The following is a 20,869-nucleotide window of genomic DNA, read 5'->3' as shown; positions in this document are numbered from 1 at the left end:
TCCGCAACGGCACCATTTGAGGCGCTTTGCACCCCCGGGCATAGGACGAGAGACATCCCGTGCGAAACAGGAGTTCCCTCGGACACCGGTCCGCCGTGGGGATCGGAGCGCCGATCGCGGGTGCCGTGGCGGCGCCGTTCCGGCGGAGGCTCAGCGCTCGTCGACGACCCGGCCGTTCTGCGCCGTCGGGTCCCTGGTGAGCGCCATGGTCAGCGGGGCCTCCGGGAAGGTGGCGATGGCGGCGAGCGCGGCACCCATCCGGGTCTCGCTCTCCCAGCGCCAGGTGTCGCTGTACGTGCCGTCGTCCAGCTCGACCAGCAGGGCCGACGTCAGCCCCGGATGCGTCTCGCGGACGGTGCCGATCAGCAAGGCCCGGCGGGCCAGGAACTCCTCGAGGTCGGCGGGGTCGACCGCGTAGGTGTGGAACCGGAGGACGGACATGGGAGGACTCCTTCACCGGCTGCCGGCGGTCTGCCGGACGGGGGTGTTGAGGCGGTTGAACAGATTGGTCACGGCGGTCAGCAGGAGGATCGAGGCCGGCTGCCGCCGTTGTCGTGCCGTCGTACTGACGGGAACGAGGATGTCCGTCCGGATTGATAGGTTCCCGATGCGATGACGATGGAAGGGCGATACGTGGAGATCCGCTTCACGCTCCTGGGGCCGGTGCAGGTGCTCGCCGACGGTGAAGCGGTGCGGGGCATCGCTCCACGGCATCGCGCGGTCCTCGCCCACCTGCTGCTCAACGCCGGCCGGGTGATCGGCATGGAGCGGCTGATCGACGCCATGTGGGGGCACGACCGCCCCGACACCGCACGGTCGCAGATCCACGCCGCGATCACCGCCCTGCGCAGGGCGCTCCGCGGGATCGGCGCCGACGACGTCCTCGAGACGCGGCCGGGCGGTTACGTCGCGATTCCCGGGCCCGGCCGGCTCGACGTGCAGGACTTCACCGAACTGGTCGCGGCGGGCCGGTTCCGGGACGCGCTGGAGCTGTGGAACGGCGACGCCCTGGCCGACGTGCACGCCGCCTATGCGCGGGGCGCGCGGGCGCTGCTGGACGACCGGCGGCTGAGCGCGGTCGAACGCCTCATGGAGGCCGAGCTCGACGCGGGGCATCACCACCGGGTGCTCGACGAGCTGGCCGGTCACGTGGCGGCCCAGCCGCTGCGGGAACGGCTCGTCGGCCAGCTCGTCCTGGCCCTGCACCGCTCCGGACGGCAGGCCGACGCCCTCGCCGCGGCCCGGTCGTACCGTACGGCTCTGGCCGAGGAACAGGGCCTCGACCCCGGCCGCGCCTTCACCGCGCTGGAGCGGGCGGTCCTGACCGACGCCCCCGCCCTCAGACCCGAGACCCAGGCCGGGACCGAGACCGGGACCAGACCCGAGACCCAGGCCGGACCCGGGACCGAGACCGGGACCAGACCCGAGACCCAGGCCGGACCCGGGACCGGGGACACAGCCGAAGACACGGACGCGGGCAGGGACGTGGGCAGGGCCCGGTCGAACTTCCTGCCCTACGACATCCCCGACTTCGCCGGCCGTACCGCCGAACTGGACCGGCTCGTCGCGGAACGGCGGAGTCCGATCGTGACGATCGACGGCATGGCCGGCATCGGCAAGACCACGCTCGCCGTCCGCGCCGCCCACCGCCTGGCCGACCGCTTCCCTGACGGCCAACTCTTCATCGACCTGCGGGCGCACGCCGCGGGCCGGGATCCGCTCCCGGCCTCCGCCGCGCTGGAGGCCCTGCTGCGGCAGCTCGGCCTGACCGACATCCCGACGGCGGAGAGCGAGCGGAGCGCCCTGTGGCGTGCCGAGCTGGCGCGACGCCGCGTCGTCGCCGTCCTCGACAACGCGGCGGACGGCGAGCACGTGCGTCCGCTGCTCCCCGGCGCCTCCGGGAGCCTCCTGCTGATCACCAGCCGGCGGCGGCTGATCGGCCTGGACGGCGCGCACGCGCTGTCCGTGGAGGTGCTGCCGCCCCGCGACGCCGTCGCGCTCTTCGGGAGCATCGTGGGCGAGCGGGCCGCCGCCGAGCCGGAGGCCGTACGCCGGGTGCTGGAGCTGTGCGGGCATCTCCCGCTCGCCCTCCGGATCTGCGCGGCGCGGCTGCAGCACCGGCCCCGCTGGACGGTGTCCTACCTGGCCGGCCGCCTGCACGACGAGCGGCGGCGGCTCGCCGAGCTCGCGACGCCCGAGCGGAGCGTCGGGGCGGCGTTCACCGTCTCGTACGAGCAACTCGGTACGGCGGAGCGGCGGATGTTCCGGCTGCTCGGGACGGTCCCCGGCCGGGACATCGAGCCGCACGCCGCGGCGGCCCTCGCCGGCGTCTCCGCGGTCGAGGCCGAGGAGCTGCTGGAGAGCCTCCTGGACGCGCACATGCTCCTGCAGCACGAGCCCGGCCGCTACACCCTCCACGACCTGCTGCGCGAGCACGCCCGTTCCCTCGCCGAAGGCCGCGACACGGACGGCGACGCGAACCACCGCACGGACGGCGGCACGAACCACCGCACGGACGGCGGCACGAACGACGACGCGGACGGCGGGGCGCTCATCCGGCTGCTCCTGCACTACCTGCACCGGTCCCGCTCGGCGGTCCTGCGGCTGTTCCCGCACAGCATCCCCGACCGGCCGAACACGCCGCCCCAGCTCACCCCCGTGGAGCCCGTCGGCGACGCGGCCGAGGCCATCGGCTGGCTCGACGCCGAGCGCGCCAACATCATCGCGACCGTGGTCCACGGGCCCGAGGTGTGCATCAGCCACCTCGCCGTGGCGCTGAGCCCCTATCTCGACCGCCGGGCCCACCACGACGACGCCCTGACCCTGCACACCATCGCGCTGCAGCGCAGCCGCGCGCTCGGGGAACGCGCCATGCCGCCGGGCCGCGCACTGGCCGACCTGTCCTGGACCCACTGGCGGCGCGGCGACTACGAGCGGTCCGAGTCCTTCGCCCACCAGGCGCTCGCGGTCTGCGAGGACCCGCACGAGCGGTCGCTCGCGCTCAACGCGCTCGGCAACGTGGCCTGGCGCCGCCGGGAGAGCACGCAGGCCGAGCGGTGCCTCAGGGAGGCGCTCGACCTCACCCGGATCGCCGGCGACCGGCCCCGGGAGGGGTTCGTCCTCGCCGACCTCGGCAGGATCCTGGTCCAGACGGGCCGCCACGAGGAGGCCCGGCGCCACCTCGACCTGGCACTGGCCCTGCACCGCAAGGAGGGCGACCGGCTCGGCGAGGCCCGGGTGCTCAACCACCTCGGCTCGGCCCTGCGGCACCAGGGCAGGGCCGAGGAGGCGATGGCCCGCCACCGCCGGGCCGGGGAGCTCTACCGGGCCATGGGCAACGGCGGTGACGAGGCCTCGGCCCTCAACGGGCTGGGCGAGGCGGCCCTGGCGCTGGGCGATCCGGCGCGGGCGGTCGACGAGCACACCGCGGCGCTCGCCCTCGCCGGTGCGGCCCGCAACCGGCCCGAGCAGGCCCGGGCACACGACGGCCTGGCCAGGGCCCACCTCGGCCTCGGGCAGGGCGACCGAGCGCGTGAGCACGGGCGCTCGGCCCTGGGGCTCTACGAGGAGCTCGGCGTCCCCGAGATCGACGAGGTGCGCGCCTTCCTCGGGGGTGCTCAAGCCTGAGAGCGCTTGAACCCGAGGGCGCCCAAGGCCGGGGGTGCTTGAACCCGAGGGCACTCGAACCCGGGAACTCGAACCTGAGAGCACTTGAGCCCAGGAACTCGAACCCGACCGGCGGGTCAGGCCCACTCGTGCCGCCTCCGGCGGTCCTGCCGGAGGCGGCGAGGCCGCATCACGCGACGGCGGTCCCCTCGAGTTCGACCGTCAGGTCGGGGATCGCCAGCCGTGTCACCCCGAGCATCGTGGTGGGCGGTGCCGCCCCGGCGGCGCCCAGCCGCGCCGCCAGCACGCCGTAGTGCTCGAAGAGCCGGTCCACGTCGGTGGTGTAGACGTTGAGCCGGACCAGGTCGGCGAGGGACATCCCGGCCTCGCCGAGCACGGCCTCCAGGTTGTCCGGTGGCAGGGGCGCGGACGTGGCTGACCGCGGCTGGGCGAGCGCGCAACTCATCGAGGCCGCACAGGCCGGTGATCGAGAGTCGATCGCTGCGGTGGTCCACGGTGCCCACTCCCATGTGCGGCGTTTCGCGGAGCATCTCTGCGCCTCCCCGCAGGATGCCGAGGACGCCGCGCAGGAAGCGCTGATCATCCTCTACCGGAAGATCGGTTCGCTGCGCGCCACCGGGGCGGTCACGCCGTGCTCATCTACTTCATGCGGTCGACGTCGTGCCCGGTCTGCAACCGGCACGTCCGAGACCTCATCCGGCACCGCGACGAGTTCGCCGCCGAGGACATCCTGGTGTTCGTCGCGGTTCCCGAAGATCGCCGGACGGCGGCCGAGTGGAAGACCGAGCGCCGGATCCCGTTCCCCGTCCTCACCGGCCGCCTCGGCAGCCCGCACGAGATGATCGGCCTGAGCAGGAAGGTCTTCGGCGCGGTGCAGCAGTCGGGCAGCGTCCTCATCGATTCCCAGGGCGTCGTCCGCCACGCCCACGGTGCCACCATGCCCGTCAACGGCTATCGCAGGAAGGCGATCACCACCGCCGTCCAGGCCCTCCGCACACGTCGGTGAGCCGCATTCGGGCGGCCCTTCCGACGAGCGGGACCGGTCAGGGGGCCGTATCGGAGATCCGCCCCGGAGAGCGGACGCCGGCCCGTCCGGACCGCCGCCGTCCGCTCCCGCAGCCGTGCGGCGGGAGCGGACGGGCGCCGCGGGAGGCGGGTCAGCGGGGCCAGCCGGCCGGGTTCGAGCACGACTCGCGGGAGATCCCCGATCCGGTGTCCGGGAAGGCCCCGTGGCGCTCATGGTGCAGGTGCGCGAAGAAGTAGCACATCCGCTCGCACTCGGCGTCCGGCACCGCAGTCTCCGGGTCCTCGGCCACCGCCGTGTAGAAGTCCCGGCCCATCGCCACGATGAAGCCGCGCGCGTACAGGAAGCCGTCGTCGGAGCCGTCGGTGACCGCCTGGACGTCGGCGCGGTCGATGTCGTGGAGCTTGCGCTCGACCACCCGGTCGAGATCGGTCAGCTCCTGCGCCGACAGCCCCTCGCCTGCGGAGCGGAGGTTGCCCAGGAACTTCGGCAGAGCGGCTTCGACCACGGCGATCGACGCGCCGCGGGAGTCTCCGCCGGGACCGGCCGCCCGGTGCGTCAGCGCCCGTCGCGCCCGCTCGACCTCCGCCCCCAGCGGCGCCCAGGCCGCCTCCACCAGCCCCCAGAACCGTTCCTCGTCCCCCACCGGGAGCCGCTGATCTCTCATGTCCGCCGCCTCTCATGACCGCCCCTGCGATCTGTCCTGACCACCGAACCAGACGGCACCGACAACTCGCTCCCGCGGATAGAGCACGTTGGCCGGTCCACGCCGGGCCCTACGGGCGGGGACACACCCGGCTGTCCGCCGCCGAGACCGCCGCCCTGGTCGCCGAGCACGAGGGCCCCCGGGGTCACGAGGGCTTCGTCTCCCGCGCGATCACCGCCGGGAGATCCACCGCGTCCGCTCCGTGAACCAGGTGACCGGCTGGAGATACCGGCCGGACGCCCACGGCACGCCTCCGTGCCCGGTATGCGTCGACCTCGGCGAGTACGGCGGGGCGAAGATCCGGAGGGCGGCCGGGATCCTCGGCCGATGATCCTCCCGACCTGGCACACCGGTCGGGCAGGTCGTAGTGTTCGCGGCGACGGGAACCGATCATCAACCGCGGAGGATCGCCGTGGACGTTCACGAGGCCGCGTTGCGCTGGACACAGGTGTGGACGACAGGATGGGCCCAGCAGGACGCCGAGGCCATCGTCGAACTCCAGGCCGAGGACGGCGTCCACTGGTCGACGCCCTTCGGCTCTCCCCACCGGGGACGCGCCGGGCTCAGGAAGTATCTCCAGGACGCGTTCGCGTCGGAGGTCGAGCCGACGCGGGCCCGCTTCGCCGCGCCGCTGGTCCGGGGGGAGCAGGCCGCGGCGGAGTACTGGGCGCTGTGCCGCTACGACAGCGGCCCGCTGACCATCTCGGGGTGCACGATGCTCCGCTTCGACGCCCGGGGCCTGGTCGTCGAGTCCCGGGACTACTCCTACGTCACCCCCGGTCACGTCCCCTTCCCGTTCGGCTGGTAGCCGGCCCGGCCCGCTCCGCCCTCGCCCGGACGGCTCACCGGCCGAGCGGGGAAACGGCCTGAGAGGTCGTCGCTCGGGTACGTTGGGGCCGGTGGAGCAGCAGCAGACGAAGATCGCACGACCTGACCGGTGGACGATTCCCGCGCGGGGAGGCTCTCCGGGCGGCGGGCCGGCGGACGTGCGCGCGGGCCGGTGGCGCGGCGGGCCGGCGGCCGCCTCGCTTCTCGCCCTGGCCGTCGCCGTCTCCGGCTGCGCCGCCTCGCAGGGCGCGGCCTCCACCGCCTCCACCTCCTCCGCCGCCGCCGGCCGTACGGCGGAGCGAACGGTTCCGGAGCGGACCGCGGCACCGACGGCACCGGCGACGCAGCCCGCGCGTGAGGCCGTCGCCGATCTGCCCGCCCCCGGTGCGGCGATCCCCGAGGACCCGGCCCGGCTGGCCCGCGCCCTGACCGACACCACGGCGCGGCTCCGTCGGGCGATCGACGACTGGATCCGCGACGGCGACCCCGCCGAGGGGAGGGCTCCCGAGGCGGTGGTGCTGCTGGCCCTGCACCAGCAGCGCATCTACCGTCACCTCGCCCGCGACCCGAAGACCGCCTCCCGCACCTACCCCGGGTTGTCGAAGGCCCTGGCCGGGGAGGCGAGGGCCAACGTGACGGCCGGCCGGAACCTGCTCTCCCTGGTCCACCCCGTCAGCAGGCCCGCGAGGTTCCGCGTCCGGGAGCCCGAGCCCGCCGACGTCCTGCTCAAGCACTTCCGGCACGCCGAGCGCCGGTTCGGCGTCGACTGGGAGGTGCTGGCGGCGGTGATGTTCGTCGAGACGAAGTTCGGCCGCGTACGCTCCCCCAGCCACACGGGCGCCAAGGGGCCCATGCAGTTCATGCCGGGGACCTGGGCCGCCTACGGGATGGGCGGCGACGTCCACGACACCCGCGACGCCCTGCTCGCCGCGGCCAACTACCTGCGCGCCTCGGGCGCGCCGCGCGACTACCGGCGCGCGCTGTACGCCTACAACCACTCCTGGGCGTACGTCGACGCGGTGCGGCTGCACGCGCGCCAGATCAAGCGCGACATCCGCAACTACTACGCCTACTACAACTGGCAGGTGTTCGTGGTCACCACGCGCGGCGACCGCCGCCTCACCGGCCCCTGAGCGCCCGGCCCCGGCGCCCCTCCTCCGGTGAACCGGGAGGTGCTCCCGGAGACGGGCCGGGTGCGGCCGGAAACGGGCCAGGTGACGCTAAGGAGTCCGCGGGGCCTCCGCGGGTGTCGGAAAGGCGAATCGCGTCTCCGCTCCGGACCACCACACCCCGATCGCGAACACCGCCGTCGCCTCCAGGTAGGCCGCGCGGGAGAGCCCCCCGCAGGGCATGGGCGTGCAGCCCATCGACGTGACCAGCCCGGCGAGCAGATCGAGGCTCCCCGGGTCGTCGCCGCAGAACGGCACGGCGAGGGGAGCACCCTCGAACACCGGCCGCGGCAACGTCCAGATGCTCTCGTGGCAGAGGTTGAACGCCTTGACCACGTGGGCTCCCGGTGCGGCTTCCGCCATCCGCCGGGCGATCGACGTCGTGCCGCCCGTCGTCAGCGTCAGGCCGTCGTCGGTCGGTACGACGGGGTTCGTGCAGTCGATCACCGTCCGCCCGGCGAGCGTGCCGCCGAACTCCTTCGCCAACCCGGGTGCCGCGTCCGCCGGGACCGCGATCAGGACGAGGTCTCCGTAGGCCGCCCCGTCGGCCGGGGTTCCGTGCCCGGCGGCGCCGATGCGGGCCGCGGTCGCCGCGGCGGCCGTCCGATCGCGCCCGCCGACGAGGACGTCGTGTCCCGCGCGGACCCACGCTCCGCCCAGTGTCGTGGCCATCGCGCCCGTACCGAGGATTCCGATGCGCATGATGCGGCTCCTGTCCCCGGATCGTCAGTGATCCGGTGTGCTCCGAGGGATCCGTGTGCTCCGAAGCGCCCCGGGGAGGGGCACCGGTCCGTGACGCTAGGCGGTCCGATGCACACCGCACGGTGTGCATCGGACCGGACAGGATGGGGGCATGGAGAAGTCCCCCGGCCCGCCGGAATCCGACTACACCGCCGACTGCCAGGCGCGTCTCGCGTTCGAAGTGCTCGCGAACCGCTGGGACGGCGTCGTGGTCTACACGCTCGGCGAGGCCGGCCCGATGCGGCCGCGGGCGCTGGTGACCCGGATCGGCGGTATCAGCCCCAAGGTCCTCAACGAGACGCTGCGACGGCTGGAGTACAACGGCCTGGTCGTCCGGCGGGCGTACGCGGAGGCGCCGCCCCGCGTGGACTACGCGCTGACGGAGGCCGGAAAGGCGCTGCTCGGGCCGATGCGGGCGATGGGCGAGTGGGCCGTGCGTCACGCGGGCGACGTGCTCGCCGCACAGGACCGGTTCTCGGAACGGAGCCGGGACCACCTCCGTACCGGAACCTAGCCGCGTCGTACGGCTCCGTACCGGAACCTAGCCGCGTCGTACGGCGAGGCGGCGTCGTTCCTCCTCGACGATCCGGCGTGCCAGTTCCTGCTCGGAGACGTCCACGGCGTCGGCGCTGGATTCTGCCAGGTCGCTCCGGCGCGCGTAGGCGTCGAAGAGTTCCTCCTTGGAGCCCAGGATGTCGAGCATGCGCTGGTCGACGCTGTCCACTGCCAGGAGCCGGTGCACCTGCACCTTGCGCACCTGGCCCATCCGGTGGGCGCGGGCCACGGCCTGGGCCTCCGCGGTCGGCTTGACCTGCGGCTCGCACATGATCACGACTGAGGCGGCCTGCAGGTTGAGGCCCACGCCACCCGCCTGGATCTGGCCGAGCAGGACCACGTGGCCCTCGGCGTCCGAGAACTCGTCCACCAGCTGCTGGCGGCGGGCCGGGGTGAGGTCACCGGAGATCGGCCCGTGCGCCCGACCGTCCAGGGCCTCCCCGACGCTCGCGAGCACGTCCCGGAAGTAGGAGAAGACCAGGACCTTGAGCCCGTTGACCCGGGCGTCCTCGACCAGTTCGAGCAGCCGCTTCAGCTTGGCCGAGGTGCCGGGAGAGGCGTAGGCAGCGCGGCGCATGGCCATGAAGTCGCCCGCCGTGACCGCCTGCCGGTAGGCGGCGAGGTCGGCTCCGCTGAACTCCACCCACTCCTCCGCACGGACCACGTCCGGCAGCTCGGTGAGCACGTCCTGCTGGTTGCGGCGCAGGTAGGCGGGGGCGACGGCCTTGCGGAAGGCCCGCGCTCCGGCGACGGCGTCGCTGTCGCGGAGACTCGCGGCCAGCTCCGGCTGAAGGTAGGAGACCAGGACGCGGAACTCCTCCACCCGGTTCTCCATCGGTGTCCCGGTCAGGAAGAGCACCCGTTCGGCGTGCCGGCACCACCGGGCGACGGCTGTGGAGCGCCTGGTCTGCGGGTTCTTGACGTAGTGCGCCTCGTCGACCACTAGCATGCCGACCTCGACGGTGCGCGGCGCCTTCAACCGGTAGAGGCTGTCGAGGGTGACCACGGCCACGCCGCCCTGCCGTACCCATTCCTCCTCGGCCGCCGGACGGTCGGTCCCGTGCAGCGGATGCACGCTCAGGGTGCTGCGCGAACGGAGCTCGCGCAGCCAGTTGATCAGAACGCTGGTGGGGCAGACCACCAGGAAATGGGTCCTCCCCTCGGCCCTGAGGTGCGCCAGGGCGGCGATGGCCTCGATCGACTTGCCCAGGCCCATCTCGTCGCCGAGGATCACCCGGCGCTGGGCGAGGGCGAAGCGGGCTCCGAAGGCCTGGTATCCGCGCAGGGAGACCCTGCGGTGGGTACCGTCGAGCTCCTGGGCGTCTATCTTCGCGATCAGCTCGTCGGGGAGCAGACCGTGACCCGCCGCGCCGAACCCGCCGGCCAGTTCGGCGAGCAGGCCGTAGTAGTCCGGCGCGCGGAACTCGAAGTCGGTCCACGCCTCGAACTCCGACACCGCCGGGCGGAGCAGATCGGTGGTGACCTGGGTGAGCAGGAGACGGGTCTCCCGGGCGCGGCCGAGCAGGTTCGAGAGCTCCGCGAGCGCCTCCCGGGCGCGACGGCGGCGCTCCGGGCGGGTGAGCATCATCCACAGGCGCCCACGGGCCGGACGCGCGTCCGCCAGCAGCGGTCCGAGCCGCTTGTCCAGGTCGTGCGCCACCTCGCGGGCGCCCGCCAGTTCGGGACCGGCGGTCACCAGCCGGTGCAGTGCGATCAGCAGGCCGGTGGTCAGAGGATCGTGCCGTTCGACGTCGATGCGGACCCTGACGGCCTCCTCGACGGCCTGCGCGATCTGGCGCGCCGCGGCGTGCATCTGTTTCACCGTGCGCGTGCCGATCCCGGGGATCAGCTGCAGGTAGTACGGCGAGGACTCCAGGACGTCCAGGACCGTGGTGTATCCGGAGCCTTCCAGCGCGCCGAGGCGGAGCCGCCCGCCGGTCACGTCCTTGAGACGGGCGACGGGGATCGAGCCCAGCTCGGCCCGGGCCAGACCGGAGCGGAGCGCGCCGAGCGCCCCTTCGGCCTCCTTCCGGGCTCGGGCGTACTCGCCGAGCAGGGCGCGTGCGTCGCCGAGCAGGCGGTGCGCGTCCCGGCAGAGGGCGTCCGCCTCCTTGGCCGGGAGCCGCCCGTCCTCCGGTTCGGTCACGCTCACGCCCCCGTCTCGCCGGGCCGGATCGATGAATCACGGGGCGAGGCCCGGTAAGGCCCGGCCGATCATCAATCTACCCGGGGAATCCCGGAGGAGCGTTCCAGGCGGCGGCCGTGGCCGGCGGTTCCGGTGAACCGCGCGGACCGGCACGGACGGCGTGCGGATGGAGCGGGCGGTTCCTTCCCGCGTGTCCGCACCGGGAGGCATCATGTCCACGTCAGTGGCCGCGCGCAGCGGAGACGGCGGAGAGAAGGGTTTCCCATGTCCGACCAGACGCTCACGGACGAACTGCACGAGGCCGAGCGGCGCCTGCAGGCGGCTCAGCTCGCCGGGGACGTCGAGGAGCTGGACCGGCTGCTCCACGAGCGGCTGGTCTTCACCGGCCCGCCGGGCGGCGCCTGCGTCACCGGCGTCAAGCGACTCGACCTGCACAACCACCGCTCGCGGACGCAGGTCATGACCGAGGTCGTCCAGGAGGACCTCACCGTGCTCGTCGAGGGGCGGACCGGGGTGACCTGCTTCCTGGGCAGGCTGGCGGGCACGTTCGCGGGTGAGCCGTTCGCCGGGCGGATGCGCTACACCCGAACCTGGGTCCACGACGACGGGTACGGCTGGCGCGTCCTGGCCACCCACGCCGGTCCCGCCTGACGGTCCGGTGCCGGCCCCCTGGAGGCTCTCTGCAGACCTCTGCTTCCGCCCGGCGGTCCCGGCCGCCTCCTACCGGGACCGTCCAGCCTCCCGGATGAGCGCGAAGAACACGATGAACGCCAACGCGGTGCAGACGACGGCCAGCCCGGCGAGCGCGGCCAGCACGACCACCCCGGCGAACCCCGCGGCCAGGCCCGTCCACCTGAGGGGGCCGAGCCGTTCGGCGCCTCCCGTCAGCCGTTCCAGGATCACCGCGACGATGGGCGAGGCAGCGATGAGCAGGCCGGTCATCGAGCTGGTCAGGTGGCGTCCGACAGCAGCCACCCCGGCACGATGATCTCGATCGTCGCGAAGGCCGCCAGCGGGCGCCGGTGCCGGAGGATCCCGCGCGACCGCCCTCCGTACAGCGCCGCCGGCAGCAGGACGGCGGCGCCCACCGCGGTCCGCGCGAACACCAGCACGGGGACGGACACCTCGTCCACCGCCACCTTGATCAGCAGGTACGGGATCCCCCAGACGACGCTCATCACGGCGAACAGGACCCAGCCGCGTCGGCTCACAGGCGCACACCCCCGGTTCGGAATCCGGCTTTCCCGTCTCGTCACGCTCCGGCGCGCGAAGGACGCCGGGGCCGCGGCGGACGCCGCCCGGTTTCCCCGGAAGGACCCGGATGAGCGCCGGCGGAGCCCGCGATGAGCACCCTAGGAACGGCACCGGCCGGATGTAAGGGCCAAATCCGCATGGAACGATCGGGCCAAGGGACGGGTGGACGGGGCCGGCCCGCCGCTCCGCCGCCCGGCCCGCGACCGCCGCCTCACCGCGCCCGCCCGCGGGTTCTCGCCACCTCCGCGGCCACCGCGCGGAAGGCGGCGAGCGCCTCGGCGCGGTCGTGGGGGGCGGTGGACCGGGTCGACTTGACGATGACGACCCCGTGCCTCGGCGAGACGTAGACGTACTGCCCGCCGAACCCGGCGGCCATGAAGTCGCCCTCGTCCCCGTCGCCCAGCCACCAGTGCAGGCCGTACGTGGGGTTGAAGGAGGCGGAGGGCCGGGTCGACGCCTCAACCCACGAACGCGGCACCACCTGGCGCCCCCGCACCCTGCCGTCGCGGAGGTAGAGCAGGCCGAAGCGGGCGTAGTCGCGGGCGGTCGCGTGGTAGCAGCAGTAGCCGAGAGCGTCCCCGGCGCTCTCGTCGACGCGGGCCGTGTCCGCCATGCCGGCGGGCTTCCAGATCTTCTTCTCCACGTAGCGGTGGTACGGCATGCGCGCGGCCCGGCTCACCGCCTCGGCGAGGACGAAGGAGTTCAGGCTGGTGTACTCGAACCGGCTGCCGGGTTCCCAGCCCCGGACCCGCCGCGCCGCCAGCTCCGTGAGCGGCAGTCCCCGGCTCGCGGCCCGGTGCAGTCTCACCACGTCGGAGCGTTCATCCCACTCGATGCCCGAGGACATCCGCAGCAGGTTCAGGAGGGAGGCCCCGTCGTAGCCGGAGCCCTTGAGCTCGGGAACGTATCGGGTGACCGGGTCGTCGATCGATCGGATGATCCCTTCGTGCAGGGCGACGCCGACGGCCGCGGAGGTGAAGGACTTCGCCACGGACCATGACTGGAACCGGGTGGCGGAGGTGGCGTCGCGGTACCGCTCGTACACGATCCGCTGCCCGTCCAGCACCACGAAGCCGTTGGTCCGGGTGCGTTCGAGGAACTCGTCGAGCGTGCGCTCCTTCCCCCCGGCGGTGTAGGTGACGGACAACGGCCGGGGATCGCTGCGCAGCCGGACCGGGTGGGCCGACGGGCGCAGGAGGCCGGCGGGCATGGGCTCGGGGGCGGCCGCCGCGGCGGACCGGGGTGAGGCCGCCGCCTGCGCGGGGACCGCCGCGCCGGCGGCCGGCACCCCCGCGGTCACGACGGCGAGAAGCCCTGCGGCCACGAATCTCACGGGCAGGAATCTCGAGGCCGGGACTCTTGAGGGCATCGGTGCTCCAAAGAGAACGAAGTGACAAACCATTCTGAGAACTTTCCGGTGGTACGGCAGGCATGATGACGGCCTTCTCTGGCAGTTCTCTGGCATTCCGGGACCGCGGTTCCCAGACCCTGGATTTCCGGGATCACGGATCCCGAGTCCCAGGTCACGGGGTCACGGATCCCGGGGTCACGGGTCCCGAGGACGCTGAGGATCAGATCGAGGGCGGGCGTTCCAGCCAGGAACGGGCCGCCGGACGCGGCGCCGACCGGCCTGCCGCGGGAAGCCGTACCTCGATCCGTGTTCCGCGGCCCTCCTCCGGGGCGGTCACGGTCACGGTGCCGCCGTGCAGCGCCACCTGCTGGCGGACCAGCGTGAGCCCGAGGCCGGAACCGGGACTCCCGGCCCGGCGGTGGAACCGGGTGAAGACCGCCTCCCGGTCGGCGGACGGGATCCCGGGTCCACTGTCCTGAACCGTGAGGACGACGGTCCCAACGCCTCCTGCCGATCGGATGGTCCCTGCCGCTCTGGCCGATCCGGTGGTCCCGGCCGCTTCGGCCTCTCCGGCGGCCCCTTCGTCCGGGACGAGCCCGATGGTGACCACGACGGCGGCCCGGCCGTGCTCGTCCGCGCCGTGGACCGCCGCGTTGTCGAGAAGGTTGTCCACCATCGTCCGGAGCCCTTCCGCCCACCCGTGCACCACCGGCTCCGCCGATCCCGCCGCCGGGGCCGGCAGGCAGGCGATCTCGGCGTGCGGATGGCGCCTCCGGGCCTCCTCCACCGCGTCGGCGACGATCCCGGCCAGGTCGGTGCCGGTGAAGGTCTCGGGGTCGAGCAGCTCCCCCAGCGACAGCCGGCGCAGCATCGTGATCGTCCGCTGCATCCGGGCGTGCTCGGCCCTCAGATCAGCGATGACCTCGGCCTGCTCCTGCTCGTCCAGCTCCGGGTGGCCGAGCAGGTCCAGATTTGTCCCCATGCTGGTCAGCGGGGTGCGCAGCTCGTGCGCGGCCGTGACCGCGAAGGCCCGGGCGCTCTCCAGCGCCTCCCCGGTGCGGACCACCGCGGCGTCCCGCCGGTCCAGCAGCGTGTTGAACAGGCCCGCCAGCTCATCGACCTCGGCGACCCCGGAACCGGTCGTCAGCCGGACCCCCGTACGGGACGGCGCGCCGATCGTGCGCGCCTGCCGCCGCAGGACCGCCAGCGGCCGCACCGCGAACCGGCCGAGGGCGAGCCCCCCCGCGGCCCCCGCCCCCGCTGCGACCAGCGTCGCCGCCACCACCCTCCGAGCGAGCAGCCTGATCTGCCCGGCCAGGCGCTCCTCCGGGTCGAACACCCACAGGCGGGCGCTTCCCTCCCGGAGCCCGAGGTCGGCCGCCATGAACCGCCACTCCCGCCCTCCTCCGGAGAAGCCGGCCGGCCGCGCCGTACCCCCCGCGGGCAGCGCGGCGGGCGGCACGGCGGGCACGTTCCCGACGGCGAGCGGTTCGGACCCGGTGACGGCGAGGTACGCCCCGCCCGTGCTCCCGGTCCCCGCGGCCGTCGTGGCCATCCGGTGCTCCAGGAAGGCCGGCGGGATGCCGGGCAGCGAGCGCACCCGCCAGACGTACGCGGCGGCCACCGGTTTCAGGGCGCTCAGCCGCGCCGAGAGCTGCCGGTCCCGCTCGGCGTGCAGGTCGCGCGAGACGAGGTTCAGTACGAGCAGCCCGGCCAGCAGCACCAGCAGCGGGACCAGTACGGCGAAGCAGGCGGCGAACCGGGTGGAGATCCTCATCCGCGCCGCACCGGGCGTCCGGCGGCACGTGTCACGGGCGGCGGGCAGGGCGACCGGCCGGGAAGCCTCACGGGCGGCGCCGGGCGGGAGCCTCACGGCCGCGGCTCCCGCAGCACGAACCCGACCCCGCGCACCGTGTGCACCATGCGCGGACGGCCTCCGGCCTCCAGCTTGCGCCGCAGGTAGCCGACGAAGGTGTCCACGGCGTTGCCGGTCACCTCGAAGTCGTATCCCCAGACCCGTTCGAGCAGGACGTCCCGGGAGAGCACGATGCCCGCGTTGCACGCCAGCACCTCCAGCAGGTCGAACTCCCTGCGGGTCAGCTCGACCTCCCCGCCCTCCACGGTGACCCGGCGCGCGGCCGGGTCCATCTCCAGCGGGCCCACCCGCACCACCGCGCCCGGCGCGCGCCCGGCCCGGCGCAGCAGGGCCCGGACCCGCAGCACCAGTTCCTCCAGCGCGAACGGCTTGACGACGTAGTCGTCGGCCCCCGCGGCCAGCCCCGCCACCCGGTCGGCGACCTCGTCCATGGCCGAGAGCATCAGCACCGGCACGTCCCCGCCGCGGGCCCGCAGCCGGTCGCACACCTCGATCCCCGACAGTCCGGGCATGCAGACGTCCAGCACGATGGCGTCGGGTGAGAAGCCACCGGTCAGCTCCAGCGCCCGCCCCCCGGACCCGGCGGTCTCCACGGCGAAGCCCGCCAGCCGCAGGCCCCGCCCCAGGGAGCGCAGGATCGCCGGGTCGTCGTCGACGACGAGAACACGGGGCCGGGTCATCGGCACGCTCCTCTGCCGCGGAAGGGGAGGATCAGTGTACGGACGACCGCCCCCGGTCAGCCCCCGGTCAGCCCCCGACGAGGTCGTTCAGCACGTCGGGCCTGTTGGTGATGATGCCGTCCACCCCGTGGGCGACCATGCGGCGCATGGTCGCCGGGTCGTCCACCGTCCAGGTGAAGACCTCCATCCGGTGGGCGTGGACGCGCCGGACGTACTCCGGTGTCAGGTCCGCATGGGGCGGGTTGACCTGGTCGGCGAACTCCGCCAGTTCCGGGAGCCGCGCGACCGCCGGGGTGCCGAGCAGCCCGACCGGGACCTCGGGAGCGGCCCGGTGGAACCTGCGCATCGAATTCCAGTCGAACGACTGCACGACGAGCCTGCCGGGACGCAGCCAGGCGGGGTTGCGCCGCAGCTCGCGGACGATGCGGGCCTCGATGCCCGGGTAGAGCCCCGGCGCCTTGACCTCCAGCAGCAGGCCCATCCCGGCCCCGTCCATCGCGCGTAGCGCCTCGCCGAGCGTGGGCACCGGTTCGCCCCCGTAGCGCGGGGCGAACCACGCGCCGGCGTCCAGCCTCCGGATCTCCTCGAGCGTGAAGTCGCCGACCCGCCAGGGCGCCCGGCCCGGGAAGACCCTTTCGACGTCGGTGGTGCGGGCCAGCGTCGTATCGTGCATCAGGACCAGCGCGTGGTCCTTCGTCTCCTGCACGTCGAGCTCGAACATGTCGGCGTGCTGCTCATGCGCCAGCTCGAAGGCGGCGACGGTGTTCTCCGGGGCGTACGCGGAGGCGCCGCGGTGGGCGACGCCGACGACCGCCGGCGGCGCGGCGGCGGCGGCGGGGACGTTCGCGGCGGGGACGACCGCCGCGAGCACCGCCGCCGCGGTCGTGAGGATGAGGACGGGTCGTCGGAACATGGGTCTCCTCGGGTCGGGAGAGGCGTCCTGCGACCTGAACTTGACGGATGGACATGACAACCGGTTGATGGGCGGGCAACTCGCCGGTGCCGGGGAGATGAGCATCCGTCTCCTTCCCGCCGCTCACGGCTCGGACAGGAGGCGCTCCGGCTCACGGCTCCAGCAGGGGGCGCTCCGTCTCACAGCTCCGACAGGAGACGCTCCGTCTCACGGGTCGGCCGTACGCCCATCGCGCACAGGCGCCTGCGCAGCAGCACCGCCGTCTCAGCCGCCCGGTCCCGGTGCCCGAGCTCCAGTTGGAGGCGGATGAGGCGGCGCCAGGGGTCCTCCGGATCCGGGTCCAGGGCGACGGCCCGCTCCAGGACGTCGAGTGCGCCCCGCGGGTCTCCGGACGCCCGGAGTTCGGCGAGCCGGACGAGCACGCCGGCCTGGGCCTCCCGCTGCCCGTTGCGCCGGTCGTCGAGCCACCCGGCGGCGAGCCCTTCGGCCAGCGTCCCCCGGCAGAGCCGGGCGGCGCAGTCCAGGGCGTCGATCCGCGACCTGTCGTCGGCGGCCGTGCGCGCCTCCCCGACCACGGCCTCGAAGTCCCACAGGTCCACCGCGACCATGGCCGGCTCGATGCGGTAGGTCCCGCCGTCCCCGACGATGAACGGGGAGTCGCGGCGGCCCCGGTCCGCTCCGTCGGTGGCGGCCCGCAGCGCGTCGCGCAGGCTCCGCAGGGTGTCGTGGACGCATGCGTCCACCGTCGTCCCCGGCCACAGCGCGGTACGGATCTCCTCCGTCCGCAGCCCTTCCGGGTGGAGGGCGAGCAGGACGAGCAGGAGCAGCCGGGGACCGTCCACGGGCACCGCCCCGGGACGGCCCTTCGCCTGGACGACCGGCCGTCCGAGGATCGAGAGGCGCACGGGCTCCGGTCCCTCCCAGACGGGCAGCCCGTCCACGCCCGCCTGCTCCCGGCCGGGTCCGCGGGCACCGCACCCCCCGAGAACACCCTCTACGTCCGCCCCGCCGTCCTCTCCGCCCCCGCCGTCACCGCGACCGCCCCCTCCGTCGTCGCCACCGCCACCGCCTCCGTCGTCGCCACCGCCACCGCCACCGTCGCCGTCGCCGTCGCCGTCGCCGGCGGCCGCCTCGGCGAGCAGGCGCAGGCAGTCGCCCCCGTCCCGGGCGGAGAGCCCGAAGAGCCGTGCGCCGAGCAGTCCTTCGGCCTGCGCTCCCCTCACCTCGCCGATCCGGCCGTCCGCCCCGACCTCCCAGGTGGTCCCCGGCGGCCAGTCGCCCAGCAGCAGCGCTCCGGTGCCGGTCCGCGCGGAGGAGGCCAGCAGCGCGGCCACGTCCCAGTCGAAGATCTCCTCGGTCACCGACGCGACGAGCAGGACGGCGGGCAGCACCTCGCCCGGATCACGCTCCCGGAGCTCCGCGACGTCGGCGGCGCCGCGTTCGATCAGCATCCGGCGCCTGCTGAAGTGCGCCTCGGTGAACCGGTCGACCGCCGCGTCGGCCGACTCGACGACCGTCAGCCCCGGTACGGCTCCCGCCGAAGCCTCCCATCCGCTCCCGGCGGGCCCGAACAGCTCCCGCGCGTCCGCCGTACGGACGACGACCTCGGCACGGAACCGCCCGGCCTGCCGCAGCAGGTCCAGGACGATCGCGCGGGCGGACCGGACCGCCCCCGGCCCCATGAGTCCCAGGCTCAGTCCGGCGAGCTCGACCTCGACGCCGGTCCGGTCGTCGCGGTGACCGGCGAGCAGCCGGTCCGGCACGTCGAGGGAGAACGCCTCCCGCACCAGATCGGCGTCCGCCGGCGACTCCTTCCCCCTGTCCGCGTAGGTCCGCAGATGGGCCCGGCGCAACGCGCCGACGACGGGAGCGGGCTCCGGCTCCTCCTCCGGCCCTCCCTCCCTCCCGGTCCCCGCCCGGACTCCGGTCCCCGCTCCCACTCCGGCCCCGGCCCCGGCCCCGGTCCGGATCTCCGTCCCGGCTCTGGTCTCGGTCCGGATCTCCGTCCCGGCTCTGGTCTCGGTCCGGATCTCCGGTCCGGTTCCGGCCCCCGACACGGTTTCCGGTCCGATCGAGGCCGGCGGGGGGATCCTCCGGCGGCGGTGACGGTGGAAGCGCACGGTGGCGTAAGCGGTGCTGATACCGGCGGCGAACGCCGGGGAGACGGCTCCACCCGACGGGGTCGCCACGACGGACGCCCCTGAGGGCACGGACTCCGACACGTGGACCGGCACGGACTCCGACACGTGGACCGGGTCCCGCCGACCGTCGGCGACCGGAACCAGCGGAACCGCCGGCCGTACCACCGGCGAGGCTTCCGGGCACGCCACCGGCGAGGCTTCCGGGCACGCCACCGGCGAGGCTTCCCGGTGCGCGGCCGGCGGGACTCCCGGATGCGCCGCCGGCGAGGCCTCCCGGAACGAGGGCCGCCTGTCCCGGGCGACCCGCGCCTGCGCGGTCCGGGCTCGGGAGGCCGGTGGCAGGCCGCCCGGATCGGTCGCGTCCTGCTCCAGCGTGATCCTTCTCATCGGAGCCGTCGGCCACGAGTCGCCCGCGGCCACCGCCACCTCGCCCGCGGCGGCCACCACGATGGTCGAGGGCCTCCTCCGCCCGGCCGACCGCGGACCGGGTGGAGGGGCCGCGGCGGCGAGCACGCCGAGCAGCCTCTCCGCGACGGTCCTCAACGGCCCGAGCAGCGGAAGGCGGATCTCCACGCCCCGGGCCGCGACGGCGGCCTCGGTGAGCAGCGCGACCGTGAACGCCGCCCACAGCAGCCAGAGCCCACCGGTCAGGAGCGTGTACGGCAGGTCGTCCGGAAGCGGGCCCGAGAGCATCCGCCGGACCTCCTCCCAGGACGGGACCTCCCGCGGGATCCGCGGGATCCGCAGGGTCGGCGGACCGCCCAGGCGGACCAGCGCCACCGGGAGACCCGCCTCGACCGCCGAGAGCAGCACGACCGCCCCGAGAACGCGCACCGCCCGCCCGGCCGCCCGTCCCGCCCGCCGCAGTCCCGTCCGCACGGTCGTCCACGCGGGGGCGCGCGTCCCCGGACGCCCCGCCGCACGCGTCCCCGCGCCCGCGCGATCGGCCGCCCGCGCCCCCGGACGATCGGCGGCCTCCGGGGCCTTCCTCATCGCGGCGTCCCCGTCACTCCGCGCTGCGCCGTCACCGACGCCCGGCCGGAGACCTCGAAGGCGCCCATCCCGGCGAGGCCGAGGATCCGGGGCGGCTGGACCACCCGGACGACGACCGTCACGGTGTCGCCGGAGACCTCCACCGCGGCGGTGCCGGAGGCCGCCGCGACGTGGGCCAGTGCGGCGGTCCGGGCCCGGCCGGGGTCGAGCCGCACCTCCCCGTCCCGGCGGTAGGCGCCGAAGTCGAGCTGCCGGGCCCCCGACCGCGCGGCCTCGTACGCCTCGTTGACCGCCCGCACCCGGGCCGCGAGCACCAGCCCTCCGTCCACGACGATCCCGGCCAGCAGGAGCAGTGCTCCGACGACGCCCGCCGCGAACCCGTTCACCGCGACCTCCAGGAGTGCACCGGCGCGGTGAAGGCCGAGGTGAGGGCCACCTCGCCCGGAAGGTGCGCCATCGCCGCGTCCGCCAGCCGTATCCGGCAGGTGACGGTCACGGTGACGGCGCCGCCCGGCCGGAAGAGGCCGACGCCCACGTCCGGTCCCCCGCCCGCCGGGCCGCCGCACCCGCTGCGGCCCGAGGCGAGCGCCGCCTCGGCCGCGGACCGCGCCGCCGAGGCCGCCCCGGCCGGGTCCCGGGCGGTCGCCGCGGCCCGGGCGGCCTGACGGGCGGCGCCGTCGACCTCCAACCGCGCGCTGACCAGGCCGCCCGCCGCGACCGCGGTCAGGACCAGCAGGAGCAGCAGGGGCACCAGCAGGGCCGGTCCCACCGCCGCACCCCCTCGATCACGCCGGGCCGCCCCACCGCCGCACCGGAACCCCCCGCCCCGGACCACCCCACCACCGGGCGCGGACTCCGCACGCCG

The 20,869-nt window shown here is 74.5% G+C and carries 20 protein-coding genes and 1 pseudogene; 7 read left to right on the top strand and 14 right to left on the bottom strand.

Going from position 1 to position 20,869, the window contains the following annotated elements; all coding sequences use genetic code 11:
• Positions 1-150 precede the first annotated feature (150 nt).
• Positions 151-441, bottom strand: a complete 291-nt coding sequence (locus HS045_RS11925; protein ID WP_196451327.1) for a hypothetical protein — start codon at positions 439-441, stop codon at positions 151-153.
• A 171-nt stretch (positions 442-612) separates the two neighbouring features.
• On the opposite strand from HS045_RS11925, the gene HS045_RS11920 reads away from it, so the two are divergent.
• Positions 613-3,627 carry a BTAD domain-containing putative transcriptional regulator gene (locus tag HS045_RS11920; RefSeq protein WP_196451326.1) on the top strand — a complete coding sequence of 1,005 codons (3,015 nt, stop codon included), beginning with the start codon at positions 613-615 and terminating at the stop codon, positions 3,625-3,627.
• Between the two features lie 169 nt (positions 3,628-3,796).
• Here the strand turns inward: HS045_RS11920 and HS045_RS11915 are convergent, their stop codons facing one another.
• Entirely contained in the window at positions 3,797-4,105 is a 309-nt protein-coding gene (locus HS045_RS11915; RefSeq protein ID WP_374191390.1) for a RidA family protein, read from the bottom strand.
• Here HS045_RS11915 and HS045_RS11910 point away from each other — a divergent pair.
• A pseudogene (locus tag HS045_RS11910) lies at positions 4,038-4,190 on the top strand (RNA polymerase subunit sigma-24); the annotation flags it as partial. The gene HS045_RS11915 and the pseudogene HS045_RS11910 sit on opposite strands and share 68 nt — an antisense overlap.
• A 68-nt stretch (positions 4,191-4,258) precedes the next feature.
• Positions 4,259-4,633 carry a redoxin domain-containing protein gene (locus tag HS045_RS11905; protein WP_307827479.1) on the top strand — a complete coding sequence of 125 codons (375 nt, stop codon included), beginning with the start codon at positions 4,259-4,261 and terminating at the stop codon, positions 4,631-4,633.
• A 151-nt stretch (positions 4,634-4,784) separates the two neighbouring features.
• Here HS045_RS11905 and HS045_RS11900 read toward each other — a convergent pair whose 3' ends face one another.
• Positions 4,785-5,318 (bottom strand): DUF4240 domain-containing protein, encoded by a 534-nt coding sequence (locus tag HS045_RS11900; RefSeq protein ID WP_196451324.1) that lies wholly within the window; start codon positions 5,316-5,318, stop codon positions 4,785-4,787.
• Between the two features lie 451 nt (positions 5,319-5,769).
• Between HS045_RS11900 and HS045_RS11895 the strand changes: the two genes are divergently transcribed.
• Both HS045_RS11895 and HS045_RS36120 read left to right on the top strand, forming a co-directional pair.
• Entirely contained in the window at positions 5,770-6,165 is a 396-nt protein-coding gene (locus tag HS045_RS11895; protein ID WP_196451323.1) for a nuclear transport factor 2 family protein, read from the top strand.
• 91 nt (positions 6,166-6,256) lie between these two features.
• On the top strand, positions 6,257-7,318 hold the full coding sequence (locus tag HS045_RS36120; protein WP_196451322.1) for a lytic transglycosylase domain-containing protein: 1,062 nt from the start codon (positions 6,257-6,259) through the stop codon (positions 7,316-7,318).
• 87 nt (positions 7,319-7,405) lie between these two features.
• Here HS045_RS36120 and HS045_RS11885 read toward each other — a convergent pair whose 3' ends face one another.
• Complete coding sequence (locus HS045_RS11885; RefSeq protein WP_196451321.1) at positions 7,406-8,056, bottom strand: NADPH-dependent F420 reductase; 651 nt, start codon at positions 8,054-8,056, stop codon at positions 7,406-7,408.
• Positions 8,057-8,207: 151 nt separating this feature from the next.
• Between HS045_RS11885 and HS045_RS11880 the strand changes: the two genes are divergently transcribed.
• Positions 8,208-8,609, top strand: a complete 402-nt coding sequence (locus HS045_RS11880) for a helix-turn-helix domain-containing protein (RefSeq protein WP_196451320.1) — start codon at positions 8,208-8,210, stop codon at positions 8,607-8,609.
• 27 nt (positions 8,610-8,636) lie between these two features.
• Here HS045_RS11880 and HS045_RS11875 read toward each other — a convergent pair whose 3' ends face one another.
• Entirely contained in the window at positions 8,637-10,802 is a 2,166-nt protein-coding gene (locus HS045_RS11875; RefSeq protein WP_307827478.1) for a DEAD/DEAH box helicase, read from the bottom strand.
• A gap of 258 nt (positions 10,803-11,060) precedes the next feature.
• Between HS045_RS11875 and HS045_RS11870 the strand changes: the two genes are divergently transcribed.
• Positions 11,061-11,447 (top strand): nuclear transport factor 2 family protein, encoded by a 387-nt coding sequence (locus HS045_RS11870; protein ID WP_196451319.1) that lies wholly within the window; start codon positions 11,061-11,063, stop codon positions 11,445-11,447.
• A gap of 69 nt (positions 11,448-11,516) precedes the next feature.
• On the opposite strand, the gene HS045_RS11865 is transcribed toward HS045_RS11870, so the two are convergent.
• The 9 genes from HS045_RS11865 to HS045_RS11825 all read right to left on the bottom strand — a co-directional run bounded on the left by HS045_RS11865 (position 11,517) and on the right by HS045_RS11825 (position 20,773).
• Positions 11,517-11,771, bottom strand: a complete 255-nt coding sequence (locus HS045_RS11865) for a hypothetical protein (protein WP_196451318.1) — start codon at positions 11,769-11,771, stop codon at positions 11,517-11,519.
• A complete protein-coding gene (locus HS045_RS11860) occupies positions 11,747-12,007 on the bottom strand; it encodes an EamA family transporter (RefSeq protein WP_196451317.1) in 261 nt (86 codons plus the stop codon). Before HS045_RS11860 ends, HS045_RS11865 begins: the two co-directional genes overlap by 25 nt.
• Before the next feature lie 254 nt (positions 12,008-12,261).
• On the bottom strand, positions 12,262-13,383 hold the full coding sequence (locus HS045_RS11855; protein ID WP_307827477.1) for a serine hydrolase: 1,122 nt from the start codon (positions 13,381-13,383) through the stop codon (positions 12,262-12,264).
• Between the two features lie 238 nt (positions 13,384-13,621).
• Positions 13,622-15,178 carry a sensor histidine kinase KdpD gene (locus tag HS045_RS11850; protein WP_196451315.1) on the bottom strand — a complete coding sequence of 519 codons (1,557 nt, stop codon included), beginning with the start codon at positions 15,176-15,178 and terminating at the stop codon, positions 13,622-13,624.
• A gap of 92 nt (positions 15,179-15,270) precedes the next feature.
• Positions 15,271-15,957: a response regulator transcription factor gene (locus tag HS045_RS11845; RefSeq protein WP_196451314.1), complete on the bottom strand. Its 687-nt coding sequence runs from the start codon at positions 15,955-15,957 to the stop codon at positions 15,271-15,273.
• Positions 15,958-16,024: 67 nt separating this feature from the next.
• Positions 16,025-16,870, bottom strand: a complete 846-nt coding sequence (locus HS045_RS11840; protein ID WP_196451313.1) for a glycerophosphodiester phosphodiesterase family protein — start codon at positions 16,868-16,870, stop codon at positions 16,025-16,027.
• 179 nt (positions 16,871-17,049) lie between these two features.
• Positions 17,050-20,004: a bacterial transcriptional activator domain-containing protein gene (locus HS045_RS11835; protein ID WP_196451312.1), complete on the bottom strand. Its 2,955-nt coding sequence runs from the start codon at positions 20,002-20,004 to the stop codon at positions 17,050-17,052.
• Positions 20,001-20,390, bottom strand: a complete 390-nt coding sequence (locus HS045_RS11830) for a hypothetical protein (RefSeq protein WP_196451311.1) — start codon at positions 20,388-20,390, stop codon at positions 20,001-20,003. The genes HS045_RS11835 and HS045_RS11830 overlap by 4 nt, the downstream gene beginning before the upstream one ends.
• Positions 20,387-20,773, bottom strand: coding sequence for a TadE/TadG family type IV pilus assembly protein (locus HS045_RS11825; RefSeq protein ID WP_196451310.1), 387 nt, complete (start codon positions 20,771-20,773; stop codon positions 20,387-20,389). The genes HS045_RS11830 and HS045_RS11825 overlap by 4 nt, the downstream gene beginning before the upstream one ends.
• Positions 20,774-20,869: the final 96 nt, after the last annotated feature.

It is taken from the genome of Planomonospora sp. ID82291 (assembly GCF_015711645.1).
Classification (GTDB): Bacteria; Actinomycetota; Actinomycetes; order Streptosporangiales; family Streptosporangiaceae; genus Planomonospora.
Note: the sequence above shows the minus strand (reverse complement) of the source record. Positions and strands in the feature narration are given on the sequence as shown.